Below are 21,045 nucleotides of genomic sequence, written 5' to 3'. Positions count from 1 at the left end.
GTCAGCCCGCCGCGACCACGTTGAACCGGCCCGCCTGATAGTCGCGCACGGCGTCGATGATTTCCTGCTGCGTGTTCATCACGAACGGGCCATGCGCGACGACCGGTTCGCCGATCGGGTCGGCATGGCCGAAGAGGATCAGGCTGTCATCCATCGCCTCGATCGCCACGGTATCGCCATCGTCGTCGAGTTCTGCGAGATGCCAGCGATCGATCTCGGCGCCAGCGAGCCGGACCTTGCCACGTACGATATAGAGGAAGACCTGTCGGCCCTTCGGCGCGGGAAGCGCGATCCGTCCGCCGGCAGGAATCGAGGCGGTCGCCATGAATACCCCGGTCAGCGAGGCGATCGGGCCGGTCAGCCCGGCGATCTTTCCGGAGATGAGGTTCAAGGTCGCGCCGTCGAGATCGGTCGACGGGATCGCGTCCCGCTGCAGGCCGGTATAGCGCGGCGCGGTCATCTTCAGCCGGCCGGGCAGGTTGAGCCAGAGCTGGAGGATCTCCATCGGCCCGCCGTCGCGCTTGAACGCGTCGGGCGACAATTCGGCATGGATCAGCCCCGACCCGGCCGTCATCCATTGTACGCCACCCGCATGAATGATGCTTTCATGCCCGCCGCTATCCGAATGGGCCAGGCTGCCCTCGAGGATGAAGGTCACTGTCTCGAATCCGCGATGCGGATGCGGGCCGAAGGGCAGGCCGTGATTGCCGGGCGCATAGGTCTGCGGCCCGTGATGGTTGAGGAACAGGAAGGGATCGAGCTGGTCGAGACCAGGCCCGGGCAATGGACGCCGGGTCACCAGATCGCGGATATCGTCGCGCACCGCTGCGTGGACGCGCTTGAGGGTGCGCTCAGTCATGTCGGTCGTTCCACCTTGCCTGGCTTATGTTCTCGGCCCGGTGACGCCGCGTTGCAAGCGCGGGGGAATGCGCTGCTCACAGCCCGGCATTGGCTTCGACCGTCTTCGCCATCGACGCCCAGTCCAGCTCCGGCCGCTCCCGCGCCATCGTCGCGATCAGCCGGTCGCGGCCGAGGGACAGCATCGGCATCGGCACGCCCGCCGCGACGGCAGCTTCGGCGACCAGGTTCATGTCCTTGAAACCGAGCGGCAGGGTGAAGCCGGCGGGCTCGTAATTCTCTTCGACCAACACCTTGCCATAGACGTCATAGATGATGCTGCCGAACACCGATCCCGTCAGCGTGTCGAGCAGCGTCCCCTTGTCGACGCCGTAGCGGCCCGCGAGCGTCATCGCCTCGGACAGCGATTCGATCACCGTCATGATCAGGAAATTGCCGCTGAGCTTGACGATGTTCGCCTTGTGCGGCGTCTCGCCCAAGTTGAAGCTGCGCTGGCCGACCGCGTCGAACAGCGGCTGGCAGGTGGCAACGGCATCGGCCGGACCGGCGGCGACGACGAACAGCTTCCGCGCGGCGGCGGCGAGCGGACGGCCGAACACGGGCGCGGAGATATAGGTCTGGCCGGCTTTCGCATGGGCCTCGGCCAGGCGGTCAGCGATGGCGACGCTGATCGTGCTCATCGAGACATGAATGGTCGGGGTGCCGGAGGACAATAGGCCGCCCTCGCCGAACGCCACCGCCTCGAGCGCCCTGTCGTCGGCGAGCATGCTCATCACCACCGGGCTTAGCGCTGCCTCGGCCGGCGTCGCGGCCAAGGTCGCGCCCGCCGCGACCAGCGGCGCGGCCTTGTCGGCGCTGCGGTTCCACACGGTGACCTTGTGACCCGCCTTGATCAGGTTGGCAGCAATCTCGCTGCCCATCAGGCCCAGTCCGATGAAACCGACGTCCATGAAATACCTCTTGGTTCTTGCGTTGGAAAAGCCGCGCTTGGGCGACGCTCAGCGTTTGCCCGAGGACTCGATCGACAGCTTCAGGACAATGACGTTGCGATATTCGCTGCCCGGATCGAGCCGCGCCGAAGGGAAGGCGGGATGATTGATCGCATCGGGAAAATTCTCCGCCTCGAGCGCGACGCCGTCGCCCTGGCGATAGGCCCGGCCGGCCTTGCCGATCTGCGCGCCGTTCAGCCCGTTGCCGCTATAGACCTGCAACCCCGGCTGGTTGGTCGAGAGCTCGAGCACCCGCCCTGACACGGGATCGCTGAGCCGCGCCGCGGGCCGCACCGCGCCATGCCCATCGCGCAGCACGAAATTATGGTCGTATCCGTGGCCGATCAGGATCTGCGGATCGCGGACGTCACGCACCCGGGCGTCGACCGCCCGAGGCGTGCGGAAATCGAACGGCGTGCCGGCGACCGGCACGATCTGGCCCGTCGGGATCAGGTCCTTGTCGACTGGGGTATAGCCATCCGCGAATAGCGTCAGCTGGTTGTCCGATCCGCGCCCGACATCCTCGCCTGCCATGGTGAAATAGCTGTGGTTGGTCATCGAGACGATCGTCGGCTTGTCGGTCGTCGCACGATATTCGATCTGCAACTGGTCGCGTTCATCGAGCGAGAAGGTCGCGTGGACGGTAAGCGTGCCGGGAAAACCCTGGTCTCCGTCGGGGCTGACATGCTTGAAGGTCACGCTCGCGGTGGGGCCGTTCTTCACCGATTCCACCTGCCAGACAATCTTGTCGAAGCCGCGCGTCCCGCCATGGAGGTTCGCGACGCGTCCGTTGACGCTGGGCAGCGTATAGGTGCGGCCATCGAGCACGAAACTACCCTTGGCGATGCGGTTCGCGACGCGTCCGACCGTCACCCCGAAAAAGGAATTATTGCGTTCATAGGAAGCCATGTCGGTATAGCCGAGCACCACATCGGCTAGCCGTCCCTTGCGGTCGGGCGCGAGCAGGGACTGGAGCGTCGCCCCCCAGGTCAGCACGGTCGCCTTCACCCCGTGCCTGTTGGTCAGGGAGATCGCCTCGATCGCCGTGCCGTCCTGCAACGTGCCGAAGCTGCGACGCTCGACCTCCGCGGCGGTACAGGGGCTGGCGGCGAAAGCGAGCGCGAAAAGCGCGAGGGCCATGGTCAGGGTTCGGGACATTATCGGCTCTCTCCTGCGCGACCATGGCGGTTTTCTTGTTGCGATCCTATAGGATTTGGCAGGAGATGCCATGACGTTCTGTCGGCCGAGTGCCGATTGCGGCGCCTGGAGCACCGAATTGCGACGATTCCCGGAGCGATAATTTCGGACGTGTGCATGCTTTCCAAGCGCTTGGCATGAAGTAGATTGCTCCAAATGGGATCGACTCGACTTGACGGCCTGACCGCTCGCCAGCTGCAATGTCTTCGCGGCAAATGGGATCGGAAGATGGACAAGGAGATCGCGTTCGAGCTCGGCATTTCCCAGCGCGCGGTGGAAGGGCATCTGCGCGGCGCGCGCGAAAAGCTGGGTGTCGCCTCGACTCGCGCCGCCCTCCTGATGGTCGCCACGCGCGAGGGCTGGGGGGGGTCGGTCGAACCACATTATGGTCCATCCCACCTCCCCGATCCCATCGATTCCCGTGCAATCCCGTTCCCGGACGAGGAGGGCCCGGTTCAGCCGTCCGCTTCGGTTCGCGACAGCTGGCCCCGACCGGGCGAGCGGTTGACGCCGACCGGACCGGAAGCGCGCTGGCCCATCCCTACGCGGGAAGGGCAACGCAATGATCTGAGCACGATCCAGCGCCTGGCATGGCCGTTCGCGATCGCGGCGTCCGTGATGGCCATGTTGTTTCTCGGGTTCGGGGTGATCAATGGGGCCGGACGGTTCGTCGGCGCGATCCTGAACGGCACTTACTGACGGTATTTTGACAGCGCCCGCGCGCCGCGCCGGCGCTGCGGGGGCACGCATGCTCGACGACCATGTTTCCGCGGCGCGCGACGCCGTCGACAGGCTCGGCCGCCTGATCGCGGTTGACGCGGGGCCCGGTTGAATGCTCCGCTCGCGAGATGCTGCGCGTCATCCTGTACGAGATGATTCTCGTCCTTTGCTGCGCCTACGCGCTGGCCCGGGGCGGCGCGCCGGAGCGCGCCGCGGCGGCCATGATGCTGGTGGCCTCGGTCGCCAGCTTCGCCACGCAGGCGCAACCCTTTTCGGGATCATTTCTCAAGGTGCAGGTCTGGGTCTTCGCGATCGATCTGTTGCTGCTGGTCGGCCTGCTCGTGCTGGCGCTCGTCTCGACGCGGTTCTGGCCGCTCTGGCTCACCGGTTTGCAGCTTCTCGCCGTCATCGCGCATCTGATCCGGGCGATCGACCACAGCGCATTGCCCCGGGGATATCAGTTCCTGATCTCGTTCGAGGCCTATCCGATGCTGCTGCTGGTGGCGATCGGCGCGTGGCGGCACCAGAAGCGTCTTCGGATCTACGGTGCCGACACATCCTGGCGGGATTCCTTCACTCCATAGCGGGCGCTGACGCGGCTGGCCTGTCCGCGAGGCTGATACAGGAGTTCGGCTCGCTGCCTGGCGTGCTCATGGCGAGCGGCCATGCACGGCTGCGCGTGCTGGATGGCCGGCATGATCTGGAAGCGCTGATCGGCGGACTCGATGACGCCCTGACGCATATCGCGACCTTGCGCTTCTCGCGTGGGCCGGTGCTGGATAACTGGCCGGCGCTGCTCGACTATTTGCGGCTGGCGCACGCTTTCAGCGCCGTCGAGATCGCTCGTGCCTTGCATCTCGATGGGCGGGGCCGGCTGATCCTCGACGACGTGATATCGCGCGGAACGATCGACGAGGCGACGATCCACGTGCGCGAGGTGATCCGCCGCGCGGTGGAACTTCACGCGACCTCGATCATCCTGGTCCATAATCATCCCAGCGGCGATCCGACGCCGAGCCGCGCCGACGTGGATCTCACCCGGCGCATCGCCCGCGCAGGCCAGCCGCTGGGGATCGCGGTGCATGATCATCTGATCATGTCGACTGGCGGGCATGCCAGCATGCGAGCCCTCGGATTGATCTAGGCCGCGCGCGTTAGCGCCCTGTCCGAAAGCACTTATGCGGGCGCGCCCGGGCGCCTCGCGGACAATCTCCGGATGGCCTGGCCGGCGGGGCGCTCGATGTTCAGATACGATAGCCGCGCGATGACGATCACCAGACCGAGATATAATAGCAGGAACCATCCGGTTGAGACGGCCGCTCGATCGCCGACCACGCCATCCAGTATCAGCATCAACCCGAGCTGGACGGGGATATGCCACAAATAGACACCATAGGTATTGTTGGCGATCAGTTCCGTCCAGCGGGAGGAGCGGCCCCAACCCGCGGCCTCAACCCCGCAGGCGAGCAGAAACAGCCCCGGAATGATGACCGGCATCAGATGTTCGAACGAAACATGCAAGGCAGCCAGGATAGCCGCCGCGAGCGACGCCAGGCCGGCGACGAAAAATAGCCAGGGACTGCGCCGCAGAAACGAGAAAGCGACGTAGATCGCGGAACCAGTGAAGAAATAGAATCCGCACTGCCAGAAGACGGTCCCGGGCAGATCGAATATCGATCCCGTCGTGAACAGGCAGGCAAGCGCCAGCGGTCCCAGCACACCGAAGCGGTAAAGCGGTTTCAGCGTCAACCAGAACACGGCATAAATCGCCACTTCCACCGATACGGACCAGATCGGGCCGTTGAACGACAGGCCGCGCTCAAATCCCCAGCTCGACGCGAAAAACAGATTCAGGATGAAGTGATACAGATCGTTGAACTGGAATATCTGAAAATTCCCCAACCACCACAGCCGCCAGAACTGGAGCCCGGCGACGACGAACAAGGTCAGCAGATGCAACGGATAGAGCCGCGCTATGCGGGCAATGGCGAACGTCCGCGCCGATACGGCAGTGTCCACATAGACAGCGGCGAAGACGAAGCCGGAGATGAGCCAGAAGAGCTGCACCGCCCAGAGGCCATAATGATAGGCGGGCCAAAAAACGTCGCGAAGCGGCTCCAGATCGAGAAAATTCCCGACTGGCTGTTGCTGCGCCGGGGGAATGAAAAAGTTCAGATAATGGAACAGCACGACCGCCAGCGCCGCTATCCCGCGCAACAGGTCCACCGTGTGAAAATGGTCCCTCGTATTGCGAGGCGTGGAAAACAGGTCGCCTATCGCGTCGCGCATTGTGAACGGCTAACAGACCATCGCTCCTGTCCGCAAACGGAATTACGTTGGAGCCCGCCGGCGCGCCTCGTGCGATATCGCGGCACCGTGCTGCCCGGTCGGACGATCCGGCCAATGCGCTAATCTGGATCAGGAATCGGACGTCCGTTACGGCGGCCCGCGTTCCTGTGTTTTTGTCGCGCCCGATCCAGCCCCCGCTCTCTCGAAAAATTCAGTAGCCGTTGGAGAAGGTTGCAGTATGCTGCGCACCGCGAGGCCGGGGGGCTGGACAAGGACCTTCGGGGGGAGAGTGCCAGGGAGCTGATCTTGAACATCGAAACCCCCCGCGAGTCGCTTGACCGCCGCCAGATCGTGTCCGCCCTGCGCGCCTTGCGCCGGGGTGATTTTACGACGCGCCTGTCGGAGGATCTGCAGGGCCCCGACGCAGAGCTCGCCACCTTATTCAACGAGGTCGTCGGGCTGAACCAGCAGATGACCGAGGAATTCGAGCGCCTGTCGCGCGTCGTCGGCAAGGAAGGCAAGATCACCCAGCGCGGCCGCGTGAAAGCCGCGACCGGCGGATGGGAAAGCGCGATCCGTTCCGTCAACGAGCTGATCGAGGACATGGTCCAGCCGACCGCCGAAGTCGCGCGCGTGATCGGCGCGGTGGCGAAGGGCGACCTGTCGCAATCCATGACGGTCGAGATCGACGGTCGCCCCTTGCGCGGCGAATTCCTGCGCATCGGCAAGGTGGTGAACACCATGGTCGAGCAGCTCGCTTCCTTCGCGTCGGAAGTGACGCGCGTGGCGCGCGAAGTGGGCACCGAAGGCAAGCTGGGCGGTCAGGCGACCGTGCGCGGCGTCGCCGGTACCTGGAAGGACCTGACCGACAACGTCAACGCGATGGCGACCAACCTGACCGGCCAGGTGCGCAACATCGCCGAGGTGACCACCGCCGTGGCATCGGGCGATCTGTCCAAGAAGATCACGGTGGAGGTGAAGGGCGAAATCCTGGAGCTGAAGAACACCATCAACACCATGGTGGACCAGCTCAACAGCTTCGCATCGGAAGTGACGCGCGTGGCGCGCGAGGTCGGCACCGAGGGCAAATTGGGCGGTCAGGCGCGCGTGGAAGGCGTTGCCGGCACGTGGAAGGACCTCACCGACAACGTCAACCTGATGGCGGACAATCTCACCGGCCAGGTGCGCAACATCGCCGAAGTGACCACCGCCGTGGCATCGGGCGATCTGTCGAAGAAGATCACCGTCGACGTGAAGGGCGAGATCCTCGAACTGAAGAACACCATCAACGTGATGGTCGATCAGCTCAACGGCTTCGCCTCCGAAGTGACGCGCGTGGCACGCGAGGTGGGTACCGAAGGCAAGCTGGGCGGGCAGGCGCAAGTGCCGGGCGTGGGCGGTACGTGGAAGGACCTCACCGACAACGTCAATCTGATGGCCGACAATCTCACCGGCCAGGTGCGTAACATCGCCGAAGTGACCACCGCCGTGGCGCTGGGCGACCTGTCCAAGAAGATCACCGTCGACGTGAAAGGCGAGATCCTCGAGCTGAAGAACACCATCAACACCATGGTGGACCAGCTCAATGGCTTCGCCTCCGAAGTGACGCGCGTGGCGCGCGAGGTCGGCACCGAGGGCAAGCTGGGCGGGCAGGCGCAGGTGCCGGGCGTCGCCGGCACCTGGGCCGATCTGACCGACAATGTGAACCTGATGGCGGCGAACCTGACCGGCCAGGTGCGCAACATCGCGGAGGTGACCACCGCCGTGGCGCGCGGCGATCTCTCCAAGAAGATCACCGTCGACGTGAAGGGCGAGATCCTCGAGCTGAAGAACACCATCAACGTGATGGTCGATCAGTTGAACGGCTTCGCCTCCGAAGTGACCCGCGTGGCGCGTGAAGTGGGCTCGGAAGGCAAGCTCGGCGGCCAGGCGCAGGTGGAAGGCGTGGCCGGCACCTGGAAGGATCTGACCGACAACGTCAATTTGATGGCCGGCAACCTGACCGGCCAGGTCCGCAACATCGCCGAAGTGACCACCGCCGTGGCACGCGGCGATCTCTCCAAGAAGATCACCGTCGACGTGAAGGGCGAAATCCTGGAGCTGAAGGACACCATCAACGTGATGGTCGATCAGTTGAACTCCTTCGCATCGGAAGTGACCCGCGTGGCGCGCGAGGTCGGCACCGAGGGCCGGCTGGGCGGACAGGCGCAGGTCGAGGGCGTCGGCGGCACCTGGAAGGACCTGACCGAGAATGTGAACGCCATGGCCGCGAACCTGACCGGCCAGGTCCGCAACATCGCCGAAGTGACCACCGCGGTGGCGCTGGGCGACCTTTCCAAGAAGATCACCGTCGACGTGAAGGGCGAGATCTTCGAGCTGAAGGACACCATCAACACCATGGTGGACCAGCTCAACAGCTTTGCCTCCGAGGTGACGCGCGTGGCGCGTGAGGTGGGTACCGAAGGCAAATTGGGCGGTCAGGCGCAGGTGCGCGGCGTCGCCGGCACCTGGAAGGATCTCACCGATAACGTGAATTTGATGGCCGATAATCTAACCGGCCAGGTTCGCAACATCGCCGAGGTGACCACCGCCGTGGCGAAGGGCGATCTGTCGAAGAAGATCACGGTGGACGTGAAGGGCGAGATCCTCGAGCTGAAGAACACCATCAACGTGATGGTCGATCAGCTGAACGGCTTCGCCTCGGAAGTGACGCGCGTGGCGCGCGAAGTGGGTACCGAAGGCAAGCTCGGCGGCCAGGCGCAGGTGCCGGGCGTGGGCGGCACGTGGAAGGATCTTACCGACAACGTCAATCTGATGGCGACCAACCTGACCAACCAGGTGCGCGGCATCGCCGACGTGGTGACTGCGGTGGCGCAGGGCAACCTCAAGCGCAAGCTGGCGGTGGACGCCAAGGGCGAGATCGCGGCGCTGGCCGACACGATCAACGGCATGATCGAGACGCTGTCGACCTTTGGCGACCAGGTGACCAACATGGCGCGCGAAGTCGGCATCGAGGGCCGGCTGGGCGGCCAGGCACGCGTGCCGGGCGCCGCCGGCCTGTGGCGCGACCTGACCGACAACGTTAACCAGCTCGCCGCCAACCTGACCAACCAGGTGCGATCGATCGCCGATGTGGCGACCGCGGTGACCAAGGGCGACCTTACTCGATCGATCGCGGTGGAGGCCTCGGGCGAAATGGCCTCGCTCAAGGACAACATCAACGAGATGATCCGCAACCTGAAGGAGCAGACGCTGAAGAATGCGGAGCAGGATTGGCTGAAGACCAACCTCGCCCGTTTCTCGCGCATGCTGCAGGGCGAGCGGGATCTGACCACCGTTTCCAATCTGATCATGACCGAGCTCGCGCCGCTGGTGAACGCGCAATATGGCGTGTTCTACGTCACCAACCGCGACAATGACGAAACCGTGCTGGAGCTCGCCGCGAGCTATGGCGCGGAGAATCGCAGCGCGCTTAAATCCGAGTTCAGGCTCCGCGAAGGGCTGGTCGGCCAGGCCGCGGCAGACAAGCGCCCGATCCTGCTGCAGAACATGCCGGCCGACTTCATCCGGATCGGCTCGGGCCTCGGCCATGCCGCGCCGACCAACGTCAACATCCTGCCCGCCTTGTTCGAAGACGAAGTGAAGGCGGTTATCGAGCTCGCCTCGTTCAGCGAGTTCAACGAGACGCACCAGACCTTCCTCGACCAGTTGATGGAATCGGTCGGCATCGTGCTCAACACCATCGCCGCGACGATGCGCACCGAGGGCCTGCTGAAACAGTCGCAGCTGCTCACCCAGGAGCTTCAGGCGCGCCAGACCGAGCTGACCACCAAGCAGGAAGAGCTGCACGCCACCAACGAGGAGCTGCAGGAGAAAGCGCAGCTGCTCGAGAATGAGAAGAAGCAGGTCGAGGCGAAGAATCTCGAAATCGAGATGGCGCGGCGCGCGGTGGAGGAAAAGGCCGAGCAGCTCGCCCTCACCTCCAAATACAAGTCCGAATTCCTCGCCAACATGTCGCACGAGCTGCGCACGCCGCTCAATTCGCTGCTGATCCTGTCGAAGCTGCTGGCGGACAATCCGCAGGGCAATCTCAACGAGAAACAGACCGAATTCGCCCGCACGATCAACTCGGCCGGGTCCGATCTGCTCAACCTGATCAACGACATCCTCGATCTATCGAAGATCGAATCCGGGACCGTCTCGATCGAGATCGGCGACATGCCGATGAACGCGCTGAAACAGCATATGGAGCGGACCTTCCGTCAGCTGGCGGCGGACAAGAATCTGGACTTCAAGGTCGAGTTCGACGGCGATCTGCCCGCCACGATCCGCACCGACGAGAAGCGCCTGCAACAGGTCGTGCTCAACTTGCTGTCCAATGCGTTCAAGTTCACCGCGCAAGGATCGGTCACCCTGTCGGTCGGCAATGCCCGGGCGGGGTGGAGCAGCAATCATCCGGTGCTGCGCAATGCCGATCATGCGATCGAGATCGCGGTGACCGATACCGGCATCGGCATCCCGCAGGACAAGCAGAAGCTGATCTTCGAGGCTTTCCAGCAGGCCGACGGCACGACCAGCCGCAAATATGGCGGCACCGGCCTCGGCCTTTCGATCAGCCGTGAGATCGCCCGCCTGCTCGGCGGCGAACTGAAAGTGCGATCGACGCCGGGCGAGGGATCGACCTTCACCCTGTTCGTGCCGCTTCAGGCGGTCGACGCGGGTGCCGGCCCGGTCGCGACCACCACCGCGCGCTACGACAATAGCGGCGCGATCGTGCCCAACGCCCTGCCCGCGCCGATCGACGTGACCGACGATCGGGATTCCCTAGGCGATTCTCCGTTCGTGCTGATCGTCGAGGACGATCCGACCTTCGCCTCGATCCTGCTCGACATCGCGCGCGAGACCGGGCTGAAGGGTGTCGTGTCGACCGCTGGCGCCGGCACACTGGCGCTGGCGCGCAAGCTGCAGCCTAATGCGATCACGCTCGATCTCGGCCTGTCGGATATCGACGGTTTCGTCCTGCTCGACCTGCTGCGGCACGACCCCAAGACCATGCACCTGCCGATCCATGTCATCTCCGGCGCCGACAAGCTCGCCATGGCGATGGACATGGGGGCGTTCGGCGTGACCGAGAAGCCGGCCGCGCCCGAAACGCTGTCCGCGGTGTTCCGCGAGCTGGCCCGCGTCGCGCGGACGCACCCGGCAACGCCCAAAGTGACGATTATCGATGGTGCCGAACCCGCCGCCGGCCTGCCTGAGGTGCCGGAACTCGCCGGATCGAAGATGCTGATCGTCGACGACGATATCCGGAACATCTACTCCCTCACGAGCGTATTGGAGAGCTACGACGTCGAGGTCGTGCACGCCGAGGGTGGCAAGGACGGTATCCTGATCTTGGAACAGACACCGGGCATCGACCTGGCGCTGATCGACATCATGATGCCCGAAATGGACGGGTACGAAACGATGCAGCGCATTCGGGCTCTTCCCGAGCTTGCCGATATCCCGCTGATCGCGGTGACGGCCAAAGCGATGAAGGGCGACCGCCAGAAATGCCTCGACGCCGGCGCCTCCGATTACATCGCCAAGCCAGTCGACATCGAGCTGCTGCTCGCCCTGCTCCGCGTCTGGGTGGCGCGATCGCGCGATCGTGTGCCCGCCGCGCCGCTGCGTGCCGTGACGGCGGCGGAGTGACCGGGTGGGGCGCAAGCATCCTTTCGCGGTTCAGCCTGTGACGCTGGCCGAGGCGGCACCGCTGCTCACGGTCGTCGCCGAGCCGGCTCCGCGTGCGCGCATCCTGGTGGTCGACGACGACGAACATAATCTGCTCGCGATCCGGACCGTGCTGGAGGATGTGGGGGACGTGGTCGTCGCGAAATCGGGCCCCGAGGCACTGCGCGAATTGCTGCGCGGCGATTTCGCGGTGATCCTGCTCGACGTCTATATGCCGGGCATGGACGGATATGAGGTCGCGCAGATGGTCCGCGGCCGCGAACAGACCAAGCGCATCCCGATCATCTTCCTCTCCGCCGTCAACAAGGAGACGGAACATCTGATCCGCGGCTATTCGATGGGCGCGGTCGATTATGTGTTCAAGCCGGTCGAACCGATCGTGCTGCGTTCCAAGGTCGCGGTGTTCGTCGATCTGTTCCAGATGACGCTTGAGATACGCCGCAAGGCGCAGGCCGAGCAGAAACTGCTCGATGCCACGCTGAAGGCGAACGACCAGCGCCTGCGCGCCGAACGCGCGCTCCGCCTCGCCGAACAGCGCCAGGGCGCGATCATCCAGTCGCTGCCGATCCTGCTGTACCTCGAGACCGAAGGTACTTTTCCGCGACGGCCGAAGCTGATCTCCGGCGATTTCACCGCGATGACGGGCTTCAGCCTGGACGAGATTCGGCGCACGCCGACGCTGTGGCACGACCGGATCCATCCCGAGGACCGGCAGCGCGTCGAAGAAACGCTAAAGGGTCGCGGGCACGGCGCGCCGCTGGCGATGGAATATCGCTGGCAGCATGCCGATGGACGTTATCGCCACGTGCTTGATCAGGCCGTGCTGATGCGCGATGCGGACGGCGAGCCGATGGAATATGCCGGCACCTTGCTCGACGTGACCGATCGCAAGGACCTGGAGACGCAGCTGCTGCATGTCCGCAAGATGGACGCGATCGGCAAGCTGACCGGCGGCATCGCGCACGACTTCAACAACCTGCTCGCCGCGGTGATCGGCGGCCTGGGCATGATCGAGCGCCGCGTGCCGCTGGCCGACGAGCATCGCAAGATCCTTGCAATGACGCAGCATGCGGCCGGCCAGGGCAGCGAACTGGTCTCCCGCCTGCTCGCCTTTGCGCGCAAGCAGAAGCTTGAGCCGGCGGCGATCGACCTGACCAGCCTGTCGGATTCGGTCAGCAACCTGTTGTCGCATACGCTTGGCGGGCTGGTGGAGATCGCCTGGGATCTGGAGCCCGGCGTCGCCCACCCCTATGCCGACGAAGCGCAGCTCGAGCTCGCGATCATGAACCTCGCGATCAACGCGCGCGACGCCATGCCGGACGGCGGGACGATCCATATCTCCGCGCGCAACGCCATGGTCGGGGCGGAGGCCGGCGCGCGCGACGATCTCGATCTGCCGCCGGGCGATTATGTCGTGCTGACCGTCGCGGACACCGGCTTCGGCATCGCGCCCGACATGCTCGAACGCGTGATGGAGCCGTTTTTCACCACCAAGGATGTCGGCAAGGGTACGGGCCTCGGCCTCAGCATGGTCTATGGCTTCGCCAACCAGTCGGGGGGGACGGTGCGGATCGACAGCAGCGAGGGCGAGGGCACGAGCGTCGCCCTGTGGCTGCCCCGCGCGGCGGACTGCGCCCCCAGGCCGATACCGGCCGAACCTGTCCAGGCCCTCGCGGAAGGCACCAGCCTCAACATCCTGCTGGTCGACGATCATGAGGGCGTGCGCGCCACCACCGCGGCATTGCTGGAGGACCTTGGCCATGCACCCGTCGCCGCGGCGGACGGCCCCGCGGTGCTCGACCTGCTGGATCGCGATCCGGCCAAGGTGGACCTGATCATCAGCGACTATGCCATGCCGCACGTCTCCGGTGCCGAGGTGGTGCGCCGCGCCCGCCAGATCCGGCCAGGGCTGCCCGCGATCATCATCACCGGCTATGCCGACAACAGCGCGCTCGACCTGACGGCGGAGCATGTCGTCGCGGTTAACAAGCCCTTCTCACCCGCCCAGATGAAGGACGCGATCCGCCGGGCAATGGAGACGGCCGCGCTTCGACCCGCGTAAAGCAAGATGGCCCTGTGGGACGACGTGATGGGCCAGCATATGGACGGCGTGCTGGACGGCGATTTCGACCTGTTGCTCGGGCGGTTCACCTATGAGATCTTCGCCGCCCATTGGCCTTTCCAGCAGGATGACCCGATCGGCGCTAAGTTCGATGCGGTGACAAATATGTCGTCACGTCGTCGACCGAGCCGCTGGGCTGGGCCAATTCGGTCGCGATCAACGGCGATGCGGCGGCCGGCGTCGCCCGGATAGCCACGCGGCGTTATCCTATCTTCCAGTCCTTCGTGCTGACGGCCGCCAGGCACCGATTACCGAAAAGGATAGTCCGATAGCCAACGAAACGAGAACGATGCCGAACCACATTTTAGTGTCGGCGCCATCGTCAGCCAGGGATCCCGTTATTGCGAGAAGAGGCGCAGTCGCCGCGAGATTTACCAGGCATAGAAATGCGGAATCCGATCCGGGCTCGATAGTATCGGCACACTGATGCCCATACGCCATCAGTGCGTAGATCGATGGGGAAACTGGCAGAGATATAATCGCGACGACCAAGCCCCACGAGAGCTGGGAGATCGCTGACCGTGTAAAACTGCGCATCGACATCGACTCACTCCCCGTCGCGGTACAAGTGAAGAACATAGGCAAACCATATCGAATATCGCATGAGGTTTTGAGGATTTGCGGAGGATTCCGTTGCGCCATCCAGATCCTGACGCACGTAGCCGATGGATGACTAACGAAGGATATGTTCGAGGGGAGATGATACGAAAACTCGGGAGAGATCACGCCTATTTGTAAGTGCCCCTCATCGCCGCGATCCACCCCCTCTTCCACCATAACCTTTGACGCGCCGAACCTGCGTTCGAAGAATTCAAAGCGGCAAAGCCGCCTGCGATACTGAAAGTTTCCTCGAGCGTATATCCGGCACCTGCCATCACGACTCCAACCGCATAATTGGACGCGTCAGTGTAGCGCGGAATGAAGATGTCGCCTCTGCGCTGAAAATCATAAGTGCCCCAATGCCCGACGGCTGCCTTGATCGGGGCCTTTGCCGTCCAACTGTTCCAATGCCCCGCAGCCGATCGATAGGCTGCTTTGAAATCGGCGTTCGCGGGAGCCAGAAAAGTTGCGCCATCCGGCGCCTGTAGCGTCACGGAACCTCGTGGTATTCCACGAAAGATACGCCTTATCCGCCGATCAGGCGGGATTGCGGTCGGCTCTGTCGCCGGATCCCGACCGCGACTTGGCCGAAGTCCGCTATCACGCGGCTGGTTCCGGGAACCGCGATGCCGCCCTGATGCTCCGTTGCGGCTGCGTTCTGGCACAGTAACCGCCGGAGCGAGATGGCGATCTGCTTCTCCTGCTCCCTTCCTGTCGGCGATGCCTTGCGTCGCAGATGTTTCGTCCTGGGAAATCCGCACGAGGCGCGGATCGCCAATTTGGGTGCCGAGATCATCGCCGTCAGCGCTCGCAACACCGATTTGGAGCCTATCCCATATGCGCCGATAAGGCCGCCCATTGATAGCGCGCGGCGTGCCGCCGGCCGCGTTCCGAATCCGCGCCAGCCTCTCATATTCCTCGGGCGTGACCTTGGCGCGGATCAGTCGCATATCCTGCTTGGCGAACGCGGCCGGGTTTTCGGAGGCCATGATGTTCATCATCAGCGACGTACCGCCGCCCGATGTGACCGGCGTCGGATCGAGGTTGGCCCTCGCCAAGCCACGCAGCGCCTGATCGGTTTCCTCGTCGAGGTCGCTTCGCACGGCTACCGGGATCTGCGAGATCGAGGTGAAGTCCGATCCAAGCTGCCCAACGACAGCCAGGCCCGCCTCCCGGGCTGTGTCCGCGGCCTTCTTACTGGCGCGAGCCTGCAGGGAGGAGCGATCATCCAGATCGTCCAACGCGTAACGCTTCAGCGCATCTGCGATGGGCCCGTCTTCGATTTCCGACGCGATCATCGCTTGCCGCTCGGGAGAGAGCGCCCCGCCCCGTTTGTCCGGGAGCAGGCGCTTGTCCACTTCCGCGCTCGCCAGCGCGCGAGCGAGCGGTTCAATCATCATCGCGTCGGTCGCCTGCCGATCGGCGGGGGTCATCCCGTCGCGCATCAGACGGTAGCGGTTGGCGGCGGCGACCGGATCGCGCTCGATCATATCCTGCACCACGCGGCGCTGGACGCCGGAGCGATAGGCGGCGGCGCTGTGCTCGATCGTGGCGGAATCGTCCCCCCGTGCCTGGCCCCGCGCCACCAGCGATTCCACCCCCGTCTCCAGATGCTTGTCGAACAGCGCCTGATCGTCCCAGGTGTCGACCGCGTCGTCGGCCGCATTCTGCTCGATCCGCAGGCCCTGCTCGTCCTGGCCGCGCCGCAGCGCTTGATCGGCGGCGGAGCGGGCGCCGGACAGGTCATAGGCGAACCGCTCGGCGATCACCTCGTCGAACTGGCCGCGCTGGCGATCATTCTTCAGCCCGCTGCGAATCCAGTCGCGCAAGCCGCCATAATCCCGCGTCAGGCTGTCGAGCATGCCCCGCGGGTCGGCCTCGAACCTGCCCAGCGCGTCTGCCCTGATCGCCCGGGCGCCCTCCGCATAGGCGTTCCACGCCTTCTTCACCTCCAGCTCGTCGTCGCGGTCCTGCCGCTGATGCATCTCGCCGGCGATGGTCGCGCCCGTTCCGCCGAGTTGCCGCATCCCGGCGCCGAGCGCCTGTAGCCCAGTGCCGGTATAATCGCCGGGCTGGAGCTTTGCGTCGGTCACGCCGGCAATGCCCGCGCGGTTCTGTTCTGTGGGGACCGTCGGCATCTCAGTGTGCCGGTCGTGTGTTGGGGAAAATGATGGTCATGGGGGCACCTCCTTGGTTCCAAGGAGGACTATGACGCGCAGACCATATGTTGAATCGATCCGCGCCAGCCGGAGGCGGTGGGTCAATCCAGCTCAAAAAGGCTCTAACTATAGACGGACGTCCAGCGGGATCGCCAGCCATTGTGTCGGTGCCGGTCGACGATGGCGGCCGGGATCGCCAGGCCGAGTACCTGATTGTCCTCCCGCCAGATCAGGCGCGTCTCGTCGAGTTCCTCGATCGCCGTTTCGATCTCGGTGGTGGTGAGATCGAGCGCCGCAGCCATGGTGGCCGTCGTAACGGGTGCGCGGTCGCAGGCGCGGTAGACCGCGGCGGTGGTGCCGCCCAGCATGGTACGGATCGGCCGGCTGAAACGCGCATCGTCGATCGCCAGACCGCCGCGCACCTCCTGCCAGGAAAGATGGACGTCGCGCGCGAGGTGCTGCGATTTCCAGTGATCCACGATCCGCACGATCAGCGAATAAAGCAGCGCATTCTCGTCGGCATAGTCAAAATAGCGCTCGAAATAATACGCGTAATTGTCGAGGTCGAAGCCGGTTTCGGCAAGCCATTTGGGCGAGAACAGCGTGTCGTAGCATTTGTGATGCTCGGGCCGGAAATCCTCGCCGCATCCGGGCACGAACGCGGCGGGGCTGGCGTGGAGCGGGGCGAAACGCGTCACGATCGCCTCGGTTCGGGTGACCGGCGGCGTCAGGTGATAGAGGCGCGGCAATTGCTCGGTCATGCGCAGATAGCCGTCCGCCGTCTCGCCGGGGATACCATACAAAATATTGTAATTGACCAGGATGCCATGCTCATAACCGAGCTTGAGCGTCTGGACATTGTGGATACCGCGCACGCCCTTCTTCATCAGCCGCAACACGGCACTGTCGAAGGATTCGATGCCCGGCTGGACCTCGGTGAAACCGGCATCGGCGAAGGCGGCCATGCGCGTCTCGCTCTGATTGGCCTTTATCTCGCAGTGCATCTCATAGGGCGGGGAGACGCGGGCAAGCTCGGGCAGCAGCTCGGTGATATAGTCATTGGGCAGGATATAGTCGGAGAAGCGATAGGGCGTGTCGGCATAGCGATCGCGCATCTCCGCCAGCAGCCGTATCACGGTTTCCGGTTTCTTGCGGCGATAGACCAAAGTCTGCTCGTCAATGCCGCAGAAGACGCAATGCTGGTGCTGCCCCCACCAGCAGCCGCGCGAGCTCTCGATCGGCAGTACCGTCGTGGTGATATGCAGCTTGTCGCGCTCGCTCAGCGCCTCGAGATCGGCGAACCAGTCGGCATAGTCCGGCGTGGGGCTGTTCTCGAGGGAATAGAGCGTGCGCGGCGGCCCGGACGGGTTGGCGCGCGTCATCACGCCGGGGATCGCGTCAAGCGCCCCCTCCCCGACGGATGCCCGGGCGAGCCGGCCGATGATCGGCTCTCCGTCGCCGCCGGCGACGGCGTCGATCCAGGGAAAGGATCGCAGCACCTCGCGTCCCGGCGGCCCCTCCAGCGCATAGCCGCCGAGCACGACCTGGAGATCGGGCCGGGCCGCGCGCAACAGCCTGGCCACCGCGATCGAGGCCATGGTCTGATCGAACAGGCAGGTGAAACCGACCATGGTCGGCTCTTGCGCCAATATTTCCTCGGCGCACTCGATCAGGTAGCGCGGGATGATCTCGTGGCGCAGCCGGATCAGCAGGCGGCCGAAATCGCCCGGATCGGCATAAGCCTGCGGATAATTGGGATTGGCATGGGCCTGGCACCGTTCGACCAGCCGCTCGGCCTGTTCGGGGCCGACATCGGGATCGATCGCGCCGGTAAAGACGAACTCGTTCAGTGCCCAGCAGCTCGCGATCTGCTGATAGGTCGCGCCGGTAATGTGCCGCAGGAGCAGCAGGTTGAGATGCAGCACGCGTGCCGGAATCCGCTCGCTCTCAAGCTGCGCCTTAAGGATCGCGAGCCCGAGCGACGGCTCGGAAATGGCGGTCCATGGCATGCTCACCAGCACGACCCTGGGCGTTCTGGCCATCGGAGGGTCTCCGAAAGAGGGGCGTGTCAGACCTTCACGATGCCGGATTCGTCGATGACGATGCGGCTGCGCGGATCGGCGGCCGAGCTCACGATCGCCGTCGTCACCGCGATCGCCACCACCGAGATCGAGATCACCGCGATGGCGCCGGCGGGATTTTCCGCATTGCCCAGATTGGAGCCGACCACACGGATCGTCTCGAACGCCCGGTCCGACAGCTTGATCTTCAGCGCTTCCGCCGCCTTGCGCGGATCATGGACGAAATCCCGGATGTGGCGACCATCGGCGATCACCGCATTGTAGAGCGCGAGCACCTCGTCCGCCACCTCGCGGGGAATCTTGCCGAGGCGCGGGTCTCGTTTCCACATCGGGTGCGCCTGAGCCTTTTCGAAGGCCGCGCCCAGTTGTTCGCCGCTGGAGATAAGCCTTTCGAATTGCCGGCCACCGCGCACGAGCTTGTCCCGTCCGAAGATGGATTGCTGGAAGACGATATCGGGTCGGGTCGAAACAGCAGCAGCCATGACGATTACTCCGAGTCGCTTAAAGCGGGAGCGCCAAGCGACGCAGGCAAGAGGCTGCCTCTTTTCGCATTTTACGGCAATAAGTAGATGCCACCACTCCGCACAGTATTCGGCCGAATTTTCAAAGTATCGAAAACCGATGGGACGCCCTGAAAGGAGATCGATACCAGGGCGAAAGGCAACATGGGAACTACTTATACGGCAGCAGATGATGACTCGGCGCTTTCACGCCCTCAACAACCGCGGCACTTCCGGCATCTGGCGCCCTAGATGCCCCGACCTTCGCCGATTACCAGCACATGAGCGGTTCCCGGGACGGCCATGGGGCGTGCGCCCGGGGTCGCCGCCGGCGCGAACGTCGCGGTCGGCAGATAGAGCGAGCCATCGCGCGGATCGAGCGCGCCGGTGCGTGCGCCCTGCTCGGTCTTGATCGTCGCCTCGACCGTCGCGGTCTTGCCCGAAATATCGATGACGGCGAGCGTGCCGTCACGACCGCAGGGAATGAATGCCTTGCCGCGGCCCTCGTCCATGATCACCGCGTCGGGACCAAGACCGATCGACAGCAGGGCGACGTGCCCGGTGGCGAGATCGACGACCGCCGCCTTGCCATTGGCGCAGGCCGAGATCAGGCGATCATGCGCGGTATCGTAGCCGAGACCGCTCGGGCTGGTGCAGCCGGCGAGTGGGATGGCCTTCCCGACCGCACCCGAGACGATGTCCGCCGTCTCGACTTCGTTCGCATCCTCATTGTTCACATAGAGCGTGCTGCCCTTGATCGCGCCATATTCCAGGCCTTCCTTCAGTGCGATCGTCCGCACGATCGCGCCGCTGGCCGGATCGACGATCGAGACCGTGCCCGCCTTTGCGTTCATCACCACGGCATCGCCGGTCGTGGGATCGTAAAGCGCCGCATCGGGATCGCTGCCGACCGCGATCTTCGCCGTCTCCTTGCCGGTGCCGGTGTCGAACAGCCGGACACTGTCGTCCCGCCCGCTGGTGACCAGCAGCGTCGGCCTGCCGGGGATTGGCAGGACCGCATGGCCATGGACAAGTGCGCCGATCGACGAGACCGTGCCGTCCTTCAGGTCGACGACCGTGACGTTCTCGTTGCGCGCGACATAGAGCCGCCCCGCGGCATCATCGACCCTGGCATAGTCCCAGCTGCCATCGGGAACGGCGATCGATCGCACGACCTTATAGTCGGAGGCGGACGCAGCCGCTGGCAGGATGGCGGCGGAAACGAGCAGGATACGCGACAGCAGGGACGTCATGACCGGCCTTTCTAGGGAGAAGAGAGCGCGGCCCTTTTGTCAGCCCTACGCCCGCAGGGCGAGCCACGCCGGCCGCCTGCGCCCAACATTGGGATTTTATATAGGTCCTGACGGCCCGCCGGGCGTGTCCACCCACGTTCGTTCATGTACATTGGGATCAACGGAACGGGGCGCCACCGCGGTGCAATGGAGGACGGCGTAAGGAAGGGACATGGCCCCATGTCGGGTGCCCGGTACAGGAGTAGTATCATGAAGCTCGTTTCGATCACCGCCGTCGGCCTCGCCGCAGTCCTCGCCCAGACCGCCGTCGCGACGCCCCATGCCCCCAAGGCGAAGCTGACCATAGCTCAGGCCCGCACGATCGCGCTGCGTATCGCGCCGGGGAAGATCGCCGACGCCGAATATGAGAAAGAAGGCGGCGGCTGGCGCTATTCGTTCGACATCCGCCAGGGCAAGCGCATCCATGAGATCGGCGTCGACGCCAATAACGGGCATATCGTCGAGAACAAGTACGAAGCCCTGAACGACAGGGACTGACTGGTGA

At 64.4% G+C, this 21,045-nt stretch carries 15 protein-coding genes; 7 read left to right on the top strand and 8 right to left on the bottom strand.

Going from position 1 to position 21,045, the window contains the following annotated elements; all coding sequences use genetic code 11:
• Position 1: 1 nt before the first annotated feature.
• From ACZ1I2_RS05640 to ACZ1I2_RS05630, 3 genes are all read right to left on the bottom strand, one after another.
• Positions 2-859 (bottom strand): pirin family protein, encoded by an 858-nt coding sequence (locus ACZ1I2_RS05640; protein WP_465174835.1) that lies wholly within the window; start codon positions 857-859, stop codon positions 2-4.
• A 76-nt stretch (positions 860-935) separates the two neighbouring features.
• Positions 936-1,808, bottom strand: coding sequence for an NAD(P)-dependent oxidoreductase (locus ACZ1I2_RS05635; protein WP_465174836.1), 873 nt, complete (start codon positions 1,806-1,808; stop codon positions 936-938).
• A gap of 48 nt (positions 1,809-1,856) precedes the next feature.
• Positions 1,857-3,005, bottom strand: a complete 1,149-nt coding sequence (locus ACZ1I2_RS05630) for an aldose epimerase family protein (protein WP_465174837.1) — start codon at positions 3,003-3,005, stop codon at positions 1,857-1,859.
• Between the two features lie 267 nt (positions 3,006-3,272).
• On the opposite strand from ACZ1I2_RS05630, the gene ACZ1I2_RS05625 reads away from it, so the two are divergent.
• The 3 genes from ACZ1I2_RS05625 (at position 3,273) to ACZ1I2_RS05615 (ending at position 4,908) form a co-directional block, all read left to right on the top strand.
• Complete coding sequence (locus tag ACZ1I2_RS05625; protein ID WP_465181598.1) at positions 3,273-3,743, top strand: response regulator transcription factor; 471 nt, start codon at positions 3,273-3,275, stop codon at positions 3,741-3,743.
• Between the two features lie 149 nt (positions 3,744-3,892).
• Entirely contained in the window at positions 3,893-4,348 is a 456-nt protein-coding gene (locus tag ACZ1I2_RS05620; protein ID WP_465174839.1) for a hypothetical protein, read from the top strand.
• Between the two features lie 68 nt (positions 4,349-4,416).
• Positions 4,417-4,908 carry a JAB domain-containing protein gene (locus tag ACZ1I2_RS05615; protein WP_465174840.1) on the top strand — a complete coding sequence of 164 codons (492 nt, stop codon included), beginning with the start codon at positions 4,417-4,419 and terminating at the stop codon, positions 4,906-4,908.
• Between the two features lie 32 nt (positions 4,909-4,940).
• Here the strand turns inward: ACZ1I2_RS05615 and ACZ1I2_RS05610 are convergent, their stop codons facing one another.
• Entirely contained in the window at positions 4,941-6,053 is a 1,113-nt protein-coding gene (locus ACZ1I2_RS05610; protein ID WP_465181597.1) for an acyltransferase family protein, read from the bottom strand.
• Between the two features lie 306 nt (positions 6,054-6,359).
• On the opposite strand from ACZ1I2_RS05610, the gene ACZ1I2_RS05605 reads away from it, so the two are divergent.
• From ACZ1I2_RS05605 to ACZ1I2_RS05595, 3 genes are read left to right on the top strand one after another with little or no spacing between them, the layout of a single operon-like run.
• Positions 6,360-11,747, top strand: coding sequence for a HAMP domain-containing protein (locus ACZ1I2_RS05605; RefSeq protein WP_465170665.1), 5,388 nt, complete (start codon positions 6,360-6,362; stop codon positions 11,745-11,747).
• A gap of 4 nt (positions 11,748-11,751) precedes the next feature.
• Positions 11,752-13,848 carry a response regulator gene (locus ACZ1I2_RS05600; protein ID WP_465174842.1) on the top strand — a complete coding sequence of 699 codons (2,097 nt, stop codon included), beginning with the start codon at positions 11,752-11,754 and terminating at the stop codon, positions 13,846-13,848.
• A gap of 6 nt (positions 13,849-13,854) precedes the next feature.
• Positions 13,855-14,100: a hypothetical protein gene (locus ACZ1I2_RS05595; RefSeq protein ID WP_465170667.1), complete on the top strand. Its 246-nt coding sequence runs from the start codon at positions 13,855-13,857 to the stop codon at positions 14,098-14,100.
• A gap of 536 nt (positions 14,101-14,636) precedes the next feature.
• On the opposite strand, the gene ACZ1I2_RS05590 is transcribed toward ACZ1I2_RS05595, so the two are convergent.
• The 4 genes from ACZ1I2_RS05590 to ACZ1I2_RS05575 all read right to left on the bottom strand — a co-directional run bounded on the left by ACZ1I2_RS05590 (position 14,637) and on the right by ACZ1I2_RS05575 (position 20,501).
• The gene (locus tag ACZ1I2_RS05590; protein ID WP_465170668.1) at positions 14,637-16,646 is read right to left on the bottom strand and encodes a hypothetical protein; all 2,010 of its coding nucleotides are present in this window, start codon (positions 16,644-16,646) and stop codon (positions 14,637-14,639) included.
• A 143-nt stretch (positions 16,647-16,789) separates the two neighbouring features.
• The gene (locus ACZ1I2_RS05585; RefSeq protein ID WP_465174843.1) at positions 16,790-18,709 is read right to left on the bottom strand and encodes a RiPP maturation radical SAM C-methyltransferase; all 1,920 of its coding nucleotides are present in this window, start codon (positions 18,707-18,709) and stop codon (positions 16,790-16,792) included.
• Positions 18,710-18,735: 26 nt separating this feature from the next.
• Positions 18,736-19,230, bottom strand: a complete 495-nt coding sequence (locus ACZ1I2_RS05580) for a hypothetical protein (protein ID WP_465174844.1) — start codon at positions 19,228-19,230, stop codon at positions 18,736-18,738.
• 266 nt (positions 19,231-19,496) lie between these two features.
• Positions 19,497-20,501, bottom strand: a complete 1,005-nt coding sequence (locus tag ACZ1I2_RS05575; RefSeq protein WP_465174845.1) for a YncE family protein — start codon at positions 20,499-20,501, stop codon at positions 19,497-19,499.
• Between the two features lie 249 nt (positions 20,502-20,750).
• On the opposite strand from ACZ1I2_RS05575, the gene ACZ1I2_RS05570 reads away from it, so the two are divergent.
• On the top strand, positions 20,751-21,038 hold the full coding sequence (locus ACZ1I2_RS05570) for a PepSY domain-containing protein (protein WP_465170672.1): 288 nt from the start codon (positions 20,751-20,753) through the stop codon (positions 21,036-21,038).
• Positions 21,039-21,045 lie beyond the last annotated feature (7 nt).

The sequence above is a fragment of the Sphingomonas sp. BL-S-29 genome (assembly GCF_055521495.1).
Note: the sequence above shows the minus strand (reverse complement) of the source record. Positions and strands in the feature narration are given on the sequence as shown.